Origin of the sequence: Chryseobacterium angstadtii, from assembly GCF_001045465.1 — a bacterium.
Classification (GTDB): domain Bacteria; phylum Bacteroidota; class Bacteroidia; order Flavobacteriales; family Weeksellaceae; genus Chryseobacterium; species Chryseobacterium angstadtii.
In genome coordinates this window covers 57037-73605 of sequence record NZ_LFND01000009.1, presented here as the reverse complement: position 1 = coordinate 73605, position 16569 = coordinate 57037, and the positions used below count along the sequence as shown (strand labels likewise).

Below are 16569 nucleotides of genomic sequence, written 5' to 3'. Positions count from 1 at the left end.
GCGTTATTTTCTGTTTAGAATAGCCTTAGGAAGCGGAACGAATTCTTTTTCGTCACCCGGAACCAAAGGAAAAGCATCATGATTCTGATCATTCCAGTTCACTTTGGCTTGATCAATCATTTCTTTATCTGAATTTACGAAATTCCAGAATATAAAACGCTCCTCATCAAAAGGTTCTCCTCCGAAAAGATATACGGTGCCGTTTTCGCTCATCTCAAACTCGCAAAGCTTGGTATCCTTAGCAATCATCAGCTGTTTTGAACCATAAGAATTTCCTTCTGTGGAAACGGTTCCGTCCAGTACATACATGGCCGCTTCGCCGTAAAGATCTTTTCCGATACTTATTTTCTTTGCTTCTTTAGTTTTTATTTCAATGAAAAATAATTTACTGTGAACAGGAACCGCAGAACTTCTTCCGAAAGCTTCTCCGGCAATTAATTTATACTGAACTCCATCTTCTTCCCACACCGGAATTTCGTCCGCTTCAATGTGATGGAAAGAGGGCTCAGTCTGTTCCAGATGTTTCGGAAGACCTACCCAGATCTGAAATCCGTGAAGTCTTTTTTCGCTGTGTCTCAGATATTCAGGTGTTCTTTCCGAGTGTACAACTCCTTTTCCGGCAGTCATCCAGTTCACGGCGCCCGGTTTTATTTCAAGGGCACTTCCGATGCTGTCTCTGTGGAAAATAGATCCTTCCAGCAGGTAAGTAAGGGTAGATAAACCAATATGCGGATGCGGCGGAACATCGAGATTCTGATAATCTTTCAGCTCAGAAGGTCCCATATGATCAATGAAAACAAATGGTCCAACCGCTCTTTTTTCGCGGAACGGAAGAAGCCTTCCCACCAGGAAATTTCCTATATCTGCTGCTTTTTCTTCTATGATAAGTCCGATATTTGACATAATAAAGTTAAGTGTTTTTGAATGATAATAGTACGAATGAAATAGATTTTAAATTTCAGGATTACAGTTTGTCATATCCTTCAAATCTTTCGTCAACGATGCGTTTCCATTCCGGATGTTTTTTGATGTATGCAAAAACATAAGGACAGAAGGGAAGAAGTTTTTTCTCATTTTCTTCAATATAAGCCAGTGTTTTTTCTACAACTGCCACAGCTGCACCAGTTCCTGCCAATTCCGGTTCTGCTTCCGTATGTACTAAAGCAATCTGGTGGCCCATTTCACGGTAGTCGATAAAAGCAAAATGCCCGTTGATTTCTATTTCAAATCTTTTTCCTGTTTTTACAAGAGGAATATTTTCAAATTCTGGTTTCATAAATTTTATAGGTAAACGTGCCGGTGGATCGCAAAAATTCAGACAATTGAGCGTTACAATTCACTAAACCTTATAGGCTTTTAAAACCTATAAGGTTTGATCAATCAATTTGAATCTTTGCGTTTCACCAAACACAATTATAAAGTTACTAAAAAACGAATAATGTAAGATTAAGATAAATTTAATTCTGTTAATCTTCCAGGTAACCAAACTTTCCGGTGTTGTAATCTTCAAAAGCCTGCATAATTTCCTCTCTTGAATTCATTACGAAAGGTCCGTGCGGATAAATAGGCTCATTAATAGGTTCTCCACTGATGATCAATACTACAGAATCTTCAAGAGCCTCAATGCTGAACGTTTCCCCTTCATTTCTGAACAAAACGAGATGATCTGAAGCTGCTTTTTCCGCTCCGTTTACGGTTATACTTCCTTCAATGACTAATGCTGCTGTGTTAAAGTTGGCGGGGAAATTAAATTCAGCCTTTCCGCCTGCTTTTAATTTTGCATTCATCATATTTAAAGGAGTAAAAGTATCAGCAGGTCCTTTGTGGCCTTTGTATTCTCCTGCAATGATTTCTACAAAGCCGTTTTCAGCCAGATCTACATGTTCCATTGCTGCGTTTTCAATAGCCTGGTATTTCGGGCAGCTCATTTTATCTTTAGCCGGAAGATTCACCCAAAGCTGAACCATCTGAAAAATACCTCCTTTTTTAGACCATTCGGTTTCATGGTATTCTTTATGAAGCACTCCTTTTGCAGCGGTCATCCACTGCACATCTCCTTCGCCTATAATTCCGCCACCGCCTGCGCTGTCGTGATGTTCTACTTTGCCCTGATAAGCTATGGTTACGGTTTCAAAACCTCTGTGAGGATGTACACCCACTCCTCTGGGGCTCTCTGAACCGTTGAAGTGGAATTTTGAATTGTAATCAAGCATAATGAACGGGTCCATTCTTTTCATGTCCAATCCGTGTACCCCAGGTATGAAATTATGAACCCTAAAACCATCGCCTACAAAATGGGCAGGTCTTGGAGATACTACGATTTCTACTTTTTTCGCTGTCATAATATTGTGAATTTTATACAACAAAAATACTGCGATGAAGAATGGGGTACATTGATCTGTGTTAAGTTCGTAACAAGTTAGAGGGGCAAAAGGGTGAAATGGTGAAAAGGTTAGAGTGGAGAGGCTGAAATGGTTGAGATGGCGAATAAATTGGCTTATTAACAAATCAGTAAATCAGTAAATCAGCAATTTTGCCTTTCCGCTTCCTTTGCCTAATCCTCCTTCGATTTCATATTTTTTCCATCCGAAATGTGAAGCCTTCTGAAGACAAATCCGGAGATGATAGTCAAGATTCCTACCGTAAGGAAAGTATAGCGGAATGCATTGTGAATTTCACCTTTAATCAAATCGGAGTTTTCAAATAGTTTTAAAACAATTAATCCGAAAGCAATTCCAAAGCCGATGGCCAGCTGCTGATTGACCGATATTAAGGAATTTCCACTGCTGGTCTGAAAGTTTCTAAGGTCTGCAATAGAAATGGTATTCATTGAAGTAAACTGGATGGAATTGAAGAATCCCAATATAGCAATGATGGGAACGAACCAATATAAAGAAGTGTGAATGTTGGGAATCGCAAGAACGCAGATCAGGGTTCCGATAATGAAAGTATTCACCATTAAAGTCTGCCGGTAGCCATATCTGTCTAAAATTTTTATTACTGATGATTTTCCGAATATAGCAGTGAGTGCCATAGGAGCAATAATCCATCCGGAAGTAACAGCGGACTGTTTGTAAGCAATCTGAATCATTAGCGGAAGCAGCAGCGGAACTGAACTGATCCCTAATCTTGTGGCGAGATTCCCGACAATTCCTACACGGAAAGTTCTTACCTGAAATAGATTGAGCGGGAAAATAGGGTTGCCACCCCGTTTTGCATGTTTGTAATAGTAATAGAGAAATAAAAAGCCCAGAATAAATACAAAAAGGACGGGACTTATATTCTGCATATCTCCAAAAAGCTCAAGTGAAATGGAAAGCAGGAGGGAAGCGGCAGCAAAAATTAAAAATCCTTTTAAATCAAAATCTACATTTGCGGATTTGTAATCAGGCATATATTTTAGTCCCAAAATAATTCCTAAAATCCCGATTGGAATATTGATAAGGAAGATCCAGTGCCACGAAAGATAATCTACCATATAACCTCCAACCAACGGACCGAGTACAGGCCCGATCAATGCCGGAATAATAGCGAAATTCATAGCTTTCAGCAGCTCACTTTTATCAAAAGTCTTGATGAGAGCGAGTTTTCCTACCGGAGTCATTAAGCTTCCTCCAACTCCCTGAATCACCCTTGAAATAACAAGGTGGGTGAGATTCTGAGACATAGAACAAAACAGGGAGCCTAAACTGAAAAGAACCAGAGAAAAAATAAATACTTTTTTCGTTCCGAACCGGTCTGCCAGAAAACCGCTGGCAGGCATAAAAACGGCCAGTGTAAGAACGTAGCTGATGATAGCGTTCTGCATATTGAGCGGGGATTCATGAAGATCCTTTGCAATGGAGGGCAGGGACGTATTCAGAATGGTAGAATCCAGCATCTGCATAAAAATGGCTGTTGCCAGGATTAATGGAAGTATTTTTTTTATTGAGGTTTGTTGAGGTCTCGCTTCTGTCATTCGATGTAGACTGAAAATCTAATTATTTCCAGATTTGTTTTTATTGAAAGAAATGACTGTTTTTAAAACAGGTCAATCCTTAGATCAGGAATTTCATATAAAATTAAAAAAGTCCTGTGAATTTTCACAGGACTTTTCAATTTATTTTCTAGGTTTTTCTACTCCTTTCCATTCGTTGCCGGCTTTTCTGTACTGGCTTAATATGTAAGTTTTGAAATCTTTTGTTTTGTATTCGATGTTATCGGTATTCTGCTCAAACGGCATGATATAATAATAATCGATATCTGTTTTGTCTGATTTGTTTCCTTTTTTCACGGAAGGAACATACTTTGAAAACTTATAGCTTGGAAGATATTGTTTCAGTCTTACGTAAAAATCTTTGTCTTCTTTTTCGTTAGGAATGATATCTACAATATTTAGGTCATCTTTTTTCTTATCAATCCATAGATAGTAGGTTTTTTCTTCTCCTAAATTTCTGTTTAAAGAATTAAAGGCAAAAAGCTCTTTAGGAACCAGTTCTTTGATTTTTTCAGGATCTACTTTTGTGTAGAACTGTCCTTTAGAAGGGTCTACATAGGTTTCAAGGTTGTACATTAAAACCGAATTGTTTTCGAATTTTTTGTTTTTAAAATATTGATTCAAAGACAGCTCTGCCGTTGCTCTAAGCTCTTTTCCTCTTTCATCTAATTTTTTGGTAGGATTCTGAGGATTTACTTTTTTTACGAACTCATATAAAACAATCGGCTTTATATCTTTAAGGTGAGGATACGTTTTAAGCTGTTCTGCTTTTACCAGCCAGTAGAATTGCTGATAATAGTCATCCTTATCTACATCTTTCACGCTTTTATAAGATAACGCAAGCTTTTTTGAGTTTAAGTATTTACCATATTTTCCCTGTCCGAAAGCAAAACTGATGGATAGTAAGGCAAATAAAACAGTAAGATTTCTTCTCATTTTTTTATAATTGATATTTTCGTTGTCCAAATATAATTATTTCTTAGATATTATTTTTGATTGTCAGTTAAATTATATTATATTATTAACGTTTATTCAAAAGAAAATCCCGTATTGCTACAGGATTGATAAAATTTGGAAATCAGAAGTTAGAGATTAGAGGTTAGAAGTTAGGGGTTGGCACGAGATTTCAAACTAAGTTAAGGTAGAAATGGTCAATGGTGAATTTTGCTTCGCAAGTGAATTGTTAATGCCAGATGTCAGATTGCAGACATGTTTCGGAATACAAGATGCGAGGTTCGGGTTTCGAACGGGCAACAGTCAACTAGCAACTCCAAAACTCTCCGACTCTCAAACCCTCTTACTCTCAAACCCTAAACCTGCATCCCGAAATTCATCACTCATAACTCGTCTCATGTACCTTCACCGCTCTTCCGCTCGGATCATTCATCTTTTTGAAAGCCTCGTCCCATTCCAGGGCAATAGGAGTGGAACATGCTACCGAAGGAACCGAAGGAACGGTTGCTGCTGCAGTTTCGCTAGGGAAGTGCTCTTCGAAAATTGTTCTGTATCGGTATTCTTCCTTATTTTGAGGAGTGTTAAGCGGGAATCTGAATCTTGCGTTGGCCATCATTTCGTCCGTTACTTCTTTTTCTGCCACTTCTTTTAAAGTATCTATCCATGAATATCCCACACCGTCTGAAAACTGTTCTTTTTGTCTCCAGACAATAGAATCAGGAAGAATATCTTCAAAAGCCTTTCTTAAAACCCACTTCTCGATTTTTCCTTCCGCAGTGTTGATCATTTTATCTTTTGGATTTACGTTCATCGCAATATCCATAAATTCTTTATCGAGAAAAGGAACTCTGCCTTCAATTCCCCAGCTCATCAGCGCTTTGTTGGCTCTTAGACAGTCGTATAAATGCAGCTTGCCCAATTTTCTTACCGTTTCATCATGGAATTCTTTGGCGTTCGGAGCTTTGTGGAAATACAGATAACCTCCGAAAAGCTCATCGGAACCTTCTCCTGAAAGCACCATTTTAATCCCCATGGATTTGATAACTCTTGCTAAAAGATACATCGGTGTGGAAGCTCTTATGGTCGTGACATCGTAGGTTTCCAAATGATAGATCACGTCGCGTACCGCATCCAAACCTTCCTGAACGGTAAAATTAACTTCATGATGTACAGATCTGATATGGTCTGCTGCTTTCCTTGCTGCGGCCAGATCAGGAGATCCAACCAACCCTACGGCAAAACTGTGAAGTCTTGGATACCACGCTTCCTGAGTATCACCACTTTCAATTCTCTGTCTTGCAAATTTGGCAGTCACTGCTGAAATAACAGATGAATCCAGCCCCCCAGATAGAAGAACTCCGTAAGGAACATCGCTCATCAGCTGTCTGTGAACGGCATCTTCAAGGCCTTTTCTTATTTTTGAAATATCGGTTTCGTTATCTTTTACGCTGTCGAAGCTTTCCCAGTCTCTTGTGTACCATTGTTGAAGCTCTGTCCCATCCGGGCTGTACAGAAGATGTCCCGGTAAAAATGTCTCAATTGTTTTGCAGATGCCTTCCAGTGCTTTTAATTCAGAAGCCACATAATAGTTTCCGTTTTTATCCCAACCCTGATAAAGAGGGCAGATTCCCATATGATCGCGGGCAATCAGATAAATTCCTTTCTCTATATCATATAAGGCAAATGCAAAGATTCCGTTGAGTTTTTCAATAAAATCTTTTCCGTATTTTTGATACAGAGCCAGAATCACTTCGCAGTCGGATTGAGTCTGAAACTCAAATTCTGGAAATTCTTCTTTTAATTCTCTATGGTTATAGATCTCGCCATTCACTGCCAGAACTATTTTTTCGTCTTTAGTGAATAAAGGCTGTTTTCCTGAAGTAGGATCTACAATGGCCAATCTTTCATGAGAAAATACAACTTTGTCATCCTGAAATACACCGCTCCAGTCCGGACCGCGGTGACGGATTTTTTTTGACATTTCTAAAACCTGAGGTCTTAATATTTCGGTCTTTTGTTTGGCGTCAAACAAACATACAATTCCACACATATTGTTACTTATTTGAAACAAAAATAGATTTGATGTTTATAAATAACAATAAAAAATAAATAAAAGTTAAAATTTTTAATTAAATAATTTAAATTGATTAAAAATATTAATTATTTGAGCTAATTATCACGTATTTAATTAATTTTTTTCGTTGACGGAAAATCGGGCCTATATCCTATACAAAATTAAAATGAAATAATTATTAATATATGGTAATTTATTATATGAATTTTAGCCCTTACTTTGTGGCTCGAAATAATTTTTTTTCATCATTTGTGTTTTTACCTTCTTGCAATTCTCTTTGCAAGAAGGTTTTGTTTTATTGGGACCCTAACAAAACGCCGGAAACATTCCACGAACTGAAGCTTGTTCCTTCCGAAGCTCCCTGAGGGATCTTTATCTGTAGAGTATGTTTTCCAGCTTTCAAATCTCCGAGTGAAATGAAATTAGGATTGGTTACCGTTCCCGGGCACCAGTTGGATCGGCTGAGGTCTGATGATGAAAGCCCGTCCGGGAAATTTCCGGATGCAGGGTTGTAAAGTCGGTAAGAGCCACAGTCTGATCTCCACGGGATGAAAGAAAATGTCATTTTTCCGTCTAAAAATACAGAATTGGCTTTAGGAACAAACTCGTCCCCGTTTTCCCAGCCTCCGTGTCCTGTAGTGATGTATCTAAGCTGAGCGTTTTTCAGATCTTTTTTTAAGGTAAATTCTACAAAAAGACCTTTATCCTGATTGAACATCGTTGAATAATCCTGCCCCGCCATTTCCATAATATTTAAGGTATTGAACAGAGGAATTACCGTATTGTTCTTATAAACCGTCTGATCACTTTTATGAATAGTAATTTCAAGGCTTATCTTGTGGCCGCCTTTATCATAGTTTCCGATGAAAGCTCCTACCCAAAGTTCCTTTTCGGATAGAGATGGTTTTAGTTCCGTAATATCCTGACGGTACGGGCTTATGGTCTGCCAGTCTTTTCCTTTCAGTTGAATATGATTGAATTTCTGAATTCCGAAGGCCGTAAAGAATCTCATCATTTCTATTGCCGGGCTGTAGTTTTCCGTTGCGGTTACCCCATAATACTGCTTTCCGTTTCCATTCTCGTAAACCGGAAGGGTTTTAGCTCCTTTTTCCAAGCCGTCAAAAAAAGAAGAGGTTTTATCCTGAGGAATAAAAAATACTGTTCCTGTTCTGTCATAAGCGTCACCGTTGGATTGCTGCTTCACTTCAACAAATATATTTTCACCTTCTTTGATGGCCGGAAATTTTATTTTTTTGAGAATAATGGTTCCGTTGGCAAATCTTTTTATGGTTTCATCCGATTTTGATGCCTCTGAAAAATTGATGGTTTCATTTTCAAAAACCTTTAATGTAGTAAATCTGCTTTTCCAAAGGAGATCTTTATATCCTAAAAGATCAGTAGACTGTATGGAACCTTTTATAAGCTGATCCATATCCGTTTTTTTTACTTTTTTAATGGAACTTGCTGTGATGACTGAATTTTTATTTCTTTCAACTTCCAAAACGAAGCCTAAGTTTTGTCCTAAAACAGAAGGTCCGCCCTTTATTTTCAATTCATCGGTGTACCAAACCTCAATGGTATTAGAATTGATTTTGGTAACGGCTTTTTTACAGGTGTAGCCGAGGATCTTTTTCGTTTCATTGGTCATTTCAAATGTCTGTTTTCCTATCGATTCTGCATCGGAAGAAGAAATAATTTCGCCGGGTTTGAGGAAAGCATAGGAAACTACTGTATTGGAAGGCTTTTCAATTTTAGTGATTTCAAATGGATAGCTGCTTTTCTGTTCTCTGATGGTATTGTTCAGGATGAAATTCTCTTTTCCATCTGCCCAGACAAGAGTAGGGGACTGATCCGTAAGAGTTTTTCCGTTGTAAGAACTCGTGTATTGAATCTCATAAGTTTGTGCGTACGCAATACAGCATAAACATAAGGCCAGAAAATTGAATAGAGCTTTTGTATACATAGGTACAGGTTTTTGACAAAGATAATGGTAATATCTGTGATGCAATATTCTGTAAAGATTTAAACGGTTTGTCCTTTAATAAGTAGGGATTAGATTGTTATTTGTTACAAATAATTAATAATATGTTTTCAAAATATAGATGTGATTTAAATTTTTCAATAAAAAAACTACCCTGAAAACAGAGTAGTTTTGATATTTTATTGTGATCTTAAATTAAGAAACTCTTTCAATCAGAGCCATGTAGAATCCATCGTAACCCTGACTTGGCATTACTTTGTCATCCTTAATTAATTTATAACCTGAATTGTTTTTCAAAAATTCTTCTACCTGTAAATTGTTTTCAGAGGGTAAGATAGAACATGTTGCATAGACCATTTTTCCTCCTACTTTAAGCATTTTGGAATAGTCCTGAAGGATCTGCTGCTGCTCTTTTTTGATTCTGTCGATAAAATCCTGGTCAATCTTCCATTTACTGTCCGGGTTTCTTTTTAAAACACCAAGACCTGAACAAGGAGCATCAATCAGAAGTCGGTCTACTTTATCATGAAGACGTTTGATTACTTTATTGTCAGAAATCATACGTGTTTCAATATTGTGGGCACCTGCTCTTTTTGCACGACGCTTCAATTCAGCCAGTTTCCATTCGAAAATATCTAATGCTACGATTTGTCCTTTATTTCCCATCAATGCCGCCAGGTGAAGCGTTTTTCCGCCTGCTCCGGCACATGCATCCACCACTCTTTGTCCTTCTTTTACATCAAGGAAATACCCGATTTTTTGGGAAGAAGCATCCTGAACCTCAAATAAACCTTCTTTAAAAGCAGTGGTAAGAAACACATTCTTCTTTTCTTCAAGCTGTACAGCGTCTGGATAGTTTCTTACCGTATATGCAACTACACCTTCGTCGGAAAGATCAGAGATCAATTCTTTAGGAGTTGTTTTCAGACTGTTTGCTCTTAATACCGTAGGAGCCTGCTCATTTAAAGCATGCATTTCCTTTTCCCAGCCTGGACCTAATTCTTTTTCTAAAGTTTCAGCCAGCCATTCAGGAAGAGAATGCTCGATCGCTTTTGTAGGAACGGTGTTCTTTTTAAGTTTGGTAAGGATGTCTGCGATTTTAATTCCGTCGAATTCCTCAAACTTTTTATAATTGGTTTTGCTCCAAAGCAAATAGGCGATGATCAGTTTATAGATATTATTGGGTTTTACGCCTTCTCCCATATAATATTCAAGACGTTTTCTCCAGCGGATAATATTATAGAAAATCTCAGAAACAACGGCTCTGTCCTGGCTGCCCCATTTTCTGTGGGCTTTTAAAAGTCTTTCGATAACCTTATCGGCGTATTTATTTTTCTCGAAAAATGTTTCCTGTAAAGCATCGTGAATTCCGATCGCTAAGTTTCTGTGAATAAGTTCCATAAATTTGCTTCGCTGTTTGAATCTGCAAAAGTACGAATTATAGTTGAGAGTTGGGGGAGGGTTTTGAGTTTCGGGGTTCGGGATTGGGTGAGTTATAAGTTTTTATGTGAATTATTGGTTTTGAGGATCGCAGGCTGTGAATATGGGAATATTAAATAAAGGGCAAGCATCTGGTGGCTGAGGTTCTCGAAGCCACCACCCAGTTTAAAACTGTAAATTCGAAAACATTCAATGAAGTACAGACCTCTGGTGGCTTCGAGAACCTCAGCCACCAGAGAGCCACAGCCACCAGAGAGTCATAACACATGCACTCAAAACCTCCGTTTATCCCAAAAATCCTACCTTTGCAAAAATCAAAAATATGAGTGATACTGTACTTTGTCCGAAATGCAGCTCCGAATTTACCTATCCGAGTGATAATATGATGGTCTGTTCTCAATGTTTTTATGAATGGAGCCCCGAAGAAACAGCTGCTGAAACAGCTAATGAAGGAAAAATACTGGATTCCAACGGAAATGAGCTTCAGGATGGAGATTCTGTAGTGGTCATTAAAGATCTTCCTGTGAAAGGAGCTCCAAAACCTGTAAAAGCAGGAACGAAAGTAAAAAATATCCGTTTAAGACCGGACAGTGATCATAATATCGACTGTAAAATTGACGGTTTCGGTTCTATGGCTTTGAAATCAGAATTTGTAAAGAAGGCCTAAAAAAGTATATGACCGGCTGCAGAAAATAAAAAAAGGAAAAGATTGGACAGTGTAATCTTTCGAAAGACTTAATTGCAGGGAGATGCTAATGTCCGTCTCAAGGCAGAAAGAGAATTAACCAAAAATTTCCTTATTTTGTGGAAGTACAAATGTAAGAAAAAGTTTTATACAGCTTCTTAGATTTGTATTTTTTTATCCACAAATTAACAATAAGTATAAGGGAATGTAGGAGTTATGGGGTTGGATGGTGAAATTGCGAAAGGGTCAAATGGCCAAAATGTTTGAGTGAAGATGGCAAAGAAAGCTGAGAGAGCCTAGAAAGCCAATTTGCTTATAAGCCTTCTCAGCTTTCTTTGCCCTTTAGCCTTTACAGAAATGATATCTTAATGTTGCCCTCTATCTTCTCATCGGTATAGATGACGATTTCCTTATGATGAAATTTCACTTTATTCCAAAAGTGGTTTCCGGCAAACCGGCTTTCCAGAAGATGGACTTCATGGCCGGTTTCGGTAATTTTTATTTCTTTAGGATAATATGAAAATTTTGCAAGCTGGAACTCTGCTTTTTCTTCCTCACTGAAAATATTCACTTCACCAAAAAGTTTGGCCACATAGGAATTATAAGGATTTCTGTAGGTTTCTTCCGGGCTGTCGTTCTGTATCAGTCTTCCATCTTTTAAAACCACAATCTGGTCCAGCCACGGCATAATTTCCTGTAGTTCATGCGTTGAAATAATGAGGGAAATCTGATGTTGCTTCACATATCTGAACAGCCGCTCACGAAGTTCAATTTTCCGGGGAAAATCCAGATTACTGAAAGGTTCATCCAGAATAAGCAGTTTGGGAAGTACGGAAAGTGCTCTGGCAATAGCTACTCTCTGCTGCTGGCCACCACTTAAATATTTAGGCAGAATATGGGCGAATTCCTGAAGTCCTACTACTTCCAGAAGTTCCGTAACTGTTTCTTTTTTCTGTGCTAAATTGATATTAGAAATAAATTTTCCTACATTTTCAGCAACCGTGGCATAAGGCATCAGATCAAAGTTCTGAGCGACCAGCTTCATCTCTGCTTCTCCGGGAACAAGATTTCCTTTGGGTCCCAAAAGGTGCGTTCCGTTGAAAATAATTTCCCCTTTTTCCCAGTCAAGAAGTCCATAAATCAGGTTGAGAAGTGTAGACTTTCCACAGCCGCTTTCTCCTGCAAGAGCGATGATTTTACCCTCTTCAAACGCCAGATTGAGGTTCTGAAACAGAGGTTTATCTTGAGTGTGGGAAAAATATAAATTGTTTATTTCTAAAAGCATAATACAAATGTAAGGTTTTTATGAAAAAATAATTTTTTTTATTATATTAGCGGAAGTAATAAAAATATATCAAAAATGAGAAAAAAACTGTTTTCATTAACTATTCCTGCTTTATTTATTGCTGCTGTAATGGTTTCTTGTAAAAAAGATAAACCTGTAACCAACGAAAGCAATGAAGTAACAACTACAAAAGAGGGGAATCAGTATACATTGGATACATTGAACAGTAAAGTGGAGTGGAAAGGATATAAAATATTCAAATCTGAAAGTACCAGCCATTTCGGAACCATTAAATTTGAAAGTGGTGATGTTACGGTAAAAGACGGAAAATTGGAAAGCGGAAAATTTGTTGCTGATATGAATTCTCTTACCTCAGTAGACCTGAAAGATGATGCAGAGCAGTTAGGTAAACTCAATGGTCATCTTAAAAGCGGCGATTTTTTTGAAGTGGAAAAATTCCCTACGGCCTCTTTTGAAGTGACAAAAGTTACTCCGGCTACGGAAGGAGATTACAACACGCTTCTTGATGGTAATTTAACGATCAAAGGCATTTCAAAACCTGTTCAGTTTAAAGCCAATGTTTCTGTAAAAGATGGAGAAGTAAGTGTAGCTACTGAGCCTAAGGATATTAAAAGAGAAGAGTTTGGCGTAAAGTTCCAGGCTCCTGCTGAAAACGGAGTGATCAAGGATGAGGTAACTCTTCAGATCAACGTTAAAGCTCTGGAAAAGAAATAATTTTTTTATTTAAGTGAAATAAGTGATTGAAGTCTGCCTCCCATAAAGGGGCAGATTTTTTTATTACAGATTCATTATTAAACTTAAAAATCGTATTTTTGCAAAACATTTTGAAAGGGTAAAACAATGATAGAAAAGATAGAAGAACTACTTACCGAGGTAAACAGCTTCAGTGCTACGTCTAAAGAAGAAATTGAAAACTTCCGAATTAAGTATAATGGTAAAAAAGGGGTTCTGAATGATTTTTTTGAAAAATTTAAAGAAGTACCAAACGATCAGAAAAAAGAATTCGGACAGAAGATCAATTCTTTGAAACAGGCTGTTGCAGGGAAACTGGAAGATCTGAAGGATGCTTCCCAATCTGCTGTTATTACAGAAAAAGAAGATCTTACAAGACCTGCTTTTCCATTGGATCTTGGATCAAGACATCCAATCAATCTGGTGAAAAACAGAATCATTGAAATTTTTAAATCAATAGGTTTCGCAGTGGCAGACGGTCCTGAAATAGAGGACGACTGGCACAACTTTACAGCGCTTAATCTTCCTGAATACCATCCGGCAAGAGATATGCAGGATACTTTCTTCATTGAACAAAACCCGGATATCCTTTTAAGAACGCACACTTCTTCCGTACAGATCCGTTATATGGAAGAAAACCAGCCGCCAATCAGAATCCTTTCTCCGGGAAGAGTATTCAGAAACGAGGCTATTTCTTCACGTTCGCACTGTATATTCCATCAGATTGAAGGATTGTATATCGATGAAAATGTAAGTTTTGCAGATCTTAAACAGACGATTCAGTTCTTTACAACGGAACTTTTTGGAAAGTCTAAGATCAGAATGAGACCTTCTTATTTCCCGTTTACAGAGCCAAGTGCTGAAATTGATGTATACTGGGGATTAAACTCTGAAACCGATTACAGAATTACCAAAGGAACAGGATGGCTGGAAATCATGGGATGCGGAATGGTAGATCCTGCTGTTTTGAAAAATGTAAATATTGATGCTGAGAAATATTCAGGATATGCTTTCGGAATGGGGATTGAGAGAATCACCATGCTTCTTTACCAGATGAGCGATATCAGAATGTTCTTCGAAAATGATATCAGAACTTTAGAACAGTTTAAATCACTATAAAAAATAAACCTCCGGAATTTCCGGAGGTTTTGTTTTTAATTACTGACCTAAGAAACAAAACGTAATTAAAAACGGATTGTATTGAAAATTTACAACGTGTATTGTCTTATTTATGAGCAGAGAAATCTTAACATAGTTTTCTGAAACTCTGTCACGCTGGGCGGAGCTGAAGCGTTTTATAATTCCTTATGTCTGCTGTTATTAATAAGACAACCAGAAATTGATATATATTACATCCTGAACATAAAAATACCGGCAAAATTTCTTCGCCGGTCATTTATTATAGTAAAAAACTGATTATTTTTCTTTTACTTGATGTATTTTAAAGGATATTTTACATTTTTAAGATCATCAATACTGGCTTTCAGAGAACCTACGGCCAATTCAGCTTTCAAAAGCATAGGAATGTGGTTGGCATCGTTCGTTACCCACATGGTTACCCCTTCTTTTTCTTTGAAAACTCTTCCGCTTTTAACGGATGGAATAATTTTCAGGCAGTTAATGGTACCAAATTTTGTTTTCAGATCTTCCGTGCCCGTTACTTTCAGCTGAAACGGAAACATTTCATCATCAATCCATACATTCATATTGATTACGGTTCCTACTTTCAGTTCGTTGGTGCTTTTGCTTCTCAGATAATAAAAGCAGGAAAGCATATCCTGAACCCCTTTTACGGATTTCAGTACTTTAGAGCCGTTGGCAGGTGTTTTTTTGTCTGTCAGGATGAGCGTATGATCATTGTGGTTGAAAACTGTCTCAAAATGCTGGCGGTAGCTTCCTTCCCGTACATTTCTTACGTAGAAACTTGGCAATCCGGTTTCTGTGTTGATGAAACTTTCATAGAGATCTTCCACTTTAAAAAAAGCTTTTACGGCTCCGGTAGTCTGTCCGGTGCCTTTTACATAGAGGTGAGGAGCCCCCATATAGGTTGTTTTTTTTGCAGTAAGATTGGCGGTTCCGGCATTCAGAATTCCATAGTGAATTCTAAAGGTAATAGACTCTCCATCAGCAACATTGTCGATCTGAGCATAACTCAGCAGGAACATACAAACTGCAAAAAAACTTAAAATTTTCTTCATGATATGAAATTTAACAAAAACACTGCCAAATTTAAGATTCTTATTGTATTAACCGGGATTTGATAAATCTCAGGTTTTTATTTAGAATCAATTAAATATGCTTCGCATTAAAATTAGTAAATTTGCAGTTATATGTATAATTAAATTATCTTATTATTATGATAACCACTGATATATTGATCATAGGTGCCGGACCTACCGGGCTTTTCGCTGTTTTTGAAGCAGGTTTATTAAAAATGAAGTGTCATATTATTGATGCACTTCCACAGCCGGGAGGTCAGCTAGCTGAGCTTTATCCTAAAAAACCTATTTTCGATATTCCGGGATATCCTTCTGTGAATGCAGGAGAATTAGTAGATAATTTGATGGAGCAGATCAAGCAGTTCCAGCCGGGATTCACTTTGGGAGAAACTGCAGTTTCTTATACAAAGGTAGATGATGAGTGGTTTGAAGTGATCACCAACAAAGGAACGGTACACAGATGTAAAGCGATTGCTATTGCAGGAGGTCTGGGAACTTTCGAACCTAGAAAACCTACTTTCGAGAATGTAGCAGATTATGAAGAGAAAGGTCTTGAATATTTCGTTAAAGAACCTGAGCATTTCAGAAACAAAAGAGTAGTGATTGCAGGAGGAGGAGATTCTGCCCTGGACTGGAGTGTTTTCCTTTCTAATGTAGCCAGTGAAGTGACTTTGATTCACAGAAGAAATGAATTCAGAGGCGCTTTGGATTCCGTAGAAAAAGTTCAGGATCTTAAAAACGAAGGAAAAATTAAATTGATTACTCCTGCTGAGGTTACCGGAATCAAAGGTGACGGAAAAGTGGAAGCAATCACCGTAGAAATTGAAGGGCAGGATGCCTACGATATTGAAACGGATTATTTCATTCCTTTATTCGGACTGACTCCAAAATTGGGTGAAATCGGAAACTGGGGACTGAATATCGAGAAAAATGCAATCGTTGTAAACAATGCACTTGATTATCAAACCAACATTGATGGAATCTACGCAATTGGAGATATCAATACCTATCCGGGTAAACTGAAGTTGATCCTTTGCGGTTTCCACGAAGCTACTTTGATGTGTCAGAGTGTTTACAACAGACTGAATCCAGGTAAGAAATTTGTACTTAAATATACGACAGTAAGCGGTGTAGACGGATTTGACGGTAGCCGTAAAGAAGCAGAAAAGGCAGTTGTGAAAAAAATTGACTAATTTTGCACT

At 37.7% G+C, this 16569-nt stretch carries 14 protein-coding genes; 4 read left to right on the top strand and 10 right to left on the bottom strand.

Features of this window, described 5'->3' with window-relative positions; all coding sequences use genetic code 11:
• Window positions 1–3: 3 nt before the first annotated feature.
• The 8 genes from ACM46_RS22445 to ACM46_RS22410 all read right to left on the bottom strand — a co-directional run bounded on the left by ACM46_RS22445 (window position 4) and on the right by ACM46_RS22410 (window position 10386).
• Window positions 4–903, bottom strand: a complete 900-nt coding sequence (locus ACM46_RS22445) for a pirin family protein (RefSeq protein ID WP_048508909.1) — start codon at window positions 901–903, stop codon at window positions 4–6.
• Window positions 904–964: 61 nt separating this feature from the next.
• Complete coding sequence (locus tag ACM46_RS22440; protein ID WP_048508908.1) at window positions 965–1276, bottom strand: GNAT family N-acetyltransferase; 312 nt, start codon at window positions 1274–1276, stop codon at window positions 965–967.
• 190 nt (window positions 1277–1466) lie between these two features.
• Entirely contained in the window at window positions 1467–2342 is an 876-nt protein-coding gene (locus tag ACM46_RS22435) for a pirin family protein (protein WP_048508907.1), read from the bottom strand.
• A gap of 212 nt (window positions 2343–2554) precedes the next feature.
• On the bottom strand, window positions 2555–3958 hold the full coding sequence (locus ACM46_RS22430; protein WP_048508906.1) for an MFS transporter: 1404 nt from the start codon (window positions 3956–3958) through the stop codon (window positions 2555–2557).
• 141 nt (window positions 3959–4099) lie between these two features.
• Entirely contained in the window at window positions 4100–4912 is an 813-nt protein-coding gene (locus ACM46_RS22425) for a hypothetical protein (RefSeq protein WP_048508905.1), read from the bottom strand.
• Between the two features lie 397 nt (window positions 4913–5309).
• Window positions 5310–6980, bottom strand: a complete 1671-nt coding sequence (asnB, locus tag ACM46_RS22420; RefSeq protein WP_048508904.1) for an asparagine synthase B — start codon at window positions 6978–6980, stop codon at window positions 5310–5312.
• A gap of 319 nt (window positions 6981–7299) precedes the next feature.
• Window positions 7300–8967 carry a GLPGLI family protein gene (locus tag ACM46_RS22415; RefSeq protein ID WP_048508903.1) on the bottom strand — a complete coding sequence of 556 codons (1668 nt, stop codon included), beginning with the start codon at window positions 8965–8967 and terminating at the stop codon, window positions 7300–7302.
• Window positions 8968–9180: 213 nt separating this feature from the next.
• The gene (locus tag ACM46_RS22410; RefSeq protein WP_048508902.1) at window positions 9181–10386 is read right to left on the bottom strand and encodes an RsmB/NOP family class I SAM-dependent RNA methyltransferase; all 1206 of its coding nucleotides are present in this window, start codon (window positions 10384–10386) and stop codon (window positions 9181–9183) included.
• Between the two features lie 361 nt (window positions 10387–10747).
• Here ACM46_RS22410 and ACM46_RS22405 point away from each other — a divergent pair, with 361 nt between their 5' ends.
• Entirely contained in the window at window positions 10748–11092 is a 345-nt protein-coding gene (locus ACM46_RS22405) for a zinc ribbon domain-containing protein YjdM (RefSeq protein WP_048508901.1), read from the top strand.
• Between the two features lie 367 nt (window positions 11093–11459).
• Here ACM46_RS22405 and ACM46_RS22400 read toward each other — a convergent pair whose 3' ends face one another.
• Window positions 11460–12395 (bottom strand): sulfate/molybdate ABC transporter ATP-binding protein, encoded by a 936-nt coding sequence (locus ACM46_RS22400; RefSeq protein ID WP_048508900.1) that lies wholly within the window; start codon window positions 12393–12395, stop codon window positions 11460–11462.
• Between the two features lie 75 nt (window positions 12396–12470).
• On the opposite strand from ACM46_RS22400, the gene ACM46_RS22395 reads away from it, so the two are divergent.
• Entirely contained in the window at window positions 12471–13130 is a 660-nt protein-coding gene (locus tag ACM46_RS22395) for a YceI family protein (protein WP_048508899.1), read from the top strand.
• Window positions 13131–13256: 126 nt separating this feature from the next.
• A complete protein-coding gene (gene pheS / locus ACM46_RS22390) occupies window positions 13257–14267 on the top strand; it encodes a phenylalanine--tRNA ligase subunit alpha (RefSeq protein ID WP_048508898.1) in 1011 nt (336 codons plus the stop codon).
• A 308-nt stretch (window positions 14268–14575) separates the two neighbouring features.
• Here pheS and ACM46_RS22385 read toward each other — a convergent pair whose 3' ends face one another.
• Window positions 14576–15346 (bottom strand): DUF3108 domain-containing protein, encoded by a 771-nt coding sequence (locus ACM46_RS22385; RefSeq protein ID WP_048508897.1) that lies wholly within the window; start codon window positions 15344–15346, stop codon window positions 14576–14578.
• Window positions 15347–15504: 158 nt separating this feature from the next.
• On the opposite strand from ACM46_RS22385, the gene ACM46_RS22380 reads away from it, so the two are divergent.
• Entirely contained in the window at window positions 15505–16560 is a 1056-nt protein-coding gene (locus tag ACM46_RS22380; RefSeq protein WP_048508896.1) for an NAD(P)/FAD-dependent oxidoreductase, read from the top strand.
• Window positions 16561–16569 lie beyond the last annotated feature (9 nt).

What these genes read in the sequence shown, in the direction of transcription:
- ACM46_RS22435 (WP_048508907.1), bottom strand. Translation starts at nt 2,342, where the DNA reads ATGACAGCGAAAAAAGTAGAAATCGTAGTATCTCCAAGACCTGCCCAT.
- ACM46_RS22445 (WP_048508909.1), bottom strand. Translation starts at nt 903, where the DNA reads ATGTCAAATATCGGACTTATCATAGAAGAAAAAGCAGCAGATATAGGA.
- ACM46_RS22430 (WP_048508906.1), bottom strand. Translation starts at nt 3,958, where the DNA reads ATGACAGAAGCGAGACCTCAACAAACCTCAATAAAAAAAATACTTCCA.
- ACM46_RS22380 (WP_048508896.1), top strand. Translation starts at nt 15,505, where the DNA reads ATGATAACCACTGATATATTGATCATAGGTGCCGGACCTACCGGGCTT.
- asnB (WP_048508904.1), bottom strand. Translation starts at nt 6,980, where the DNA reads ATGTGTGGAATTGTATGTTTGTTTGACGCCAAACAAAAGACCGAAATA.
- ACM46_RS22395 (WP_048508899.1), top strand. Translation starts at nt 12,471, where the DNA reads ATGAGAAAAAAACTGTTTTCATTAACTATTCCTGCTTTATTTATTGCT.
- ACM46_RS22410 (WP_048508902.1), bottom strand. Translation starts at nt 10,386, where the DNA reads ATGGAACTTATTCACAGAAACTTAGCGATCGGAATTCACGATGCTTTA.
- ACM46_RS22400 (WP_048508900.1), bottom strand. Translation starts at nt 12,395, where the DNA reads ATGCTTTTAGAAATAAACAATTTATATTTTTCCCACACTCAAGATAAA.
- ACM46_RS22425 (WP_048508905.1), bottom strand. Translation starts at nt 4,912, where the DNA reads ATGAGAAGAAATCTTACTGTTTTATTTGCCTTACTATCCATCAGTTTT.
- ACM46_RS22440 (WP_048508908.1), bottom strand. Translation starts at nt 1,276, where the DNA reads ATGAAACCAGAATTTGAAAATATTCCTCTTGTAAAAACAGGAAAAAGA.
- pheS (WP_048508898.1), top strand. Translation starts at nt 13,257, where the DNA reads ATGATAGAAAAGATAGAAGAACTACTTACCGAGGTAAACAGCTTCAGT.
- ACM46_RS22415 (WP_048508903.1), bottom strand. Translation starts at nt 8,967, where the DNA reads ATGTATACAAAAGCTCTATTCAATTTTCTGGCCTTATGTTTATGCTGT.
- ACM46_RS22405 (WP_048508901.1), top strand. Translation starts at nt 10,748, where the DNA reads ATGAGTGATACTGTACTTTGTCCGAAATGCAGCTCCGAATTTACCTAT.
- ACM46_RS22385 (WP_048508897.1), bottom strand. Translation starts at nt 15,346, where the DNA reads ATGAAGAAAATTTTAAGTTTTTTTGCAGTTTGTATGTTCCTGCTGAGT.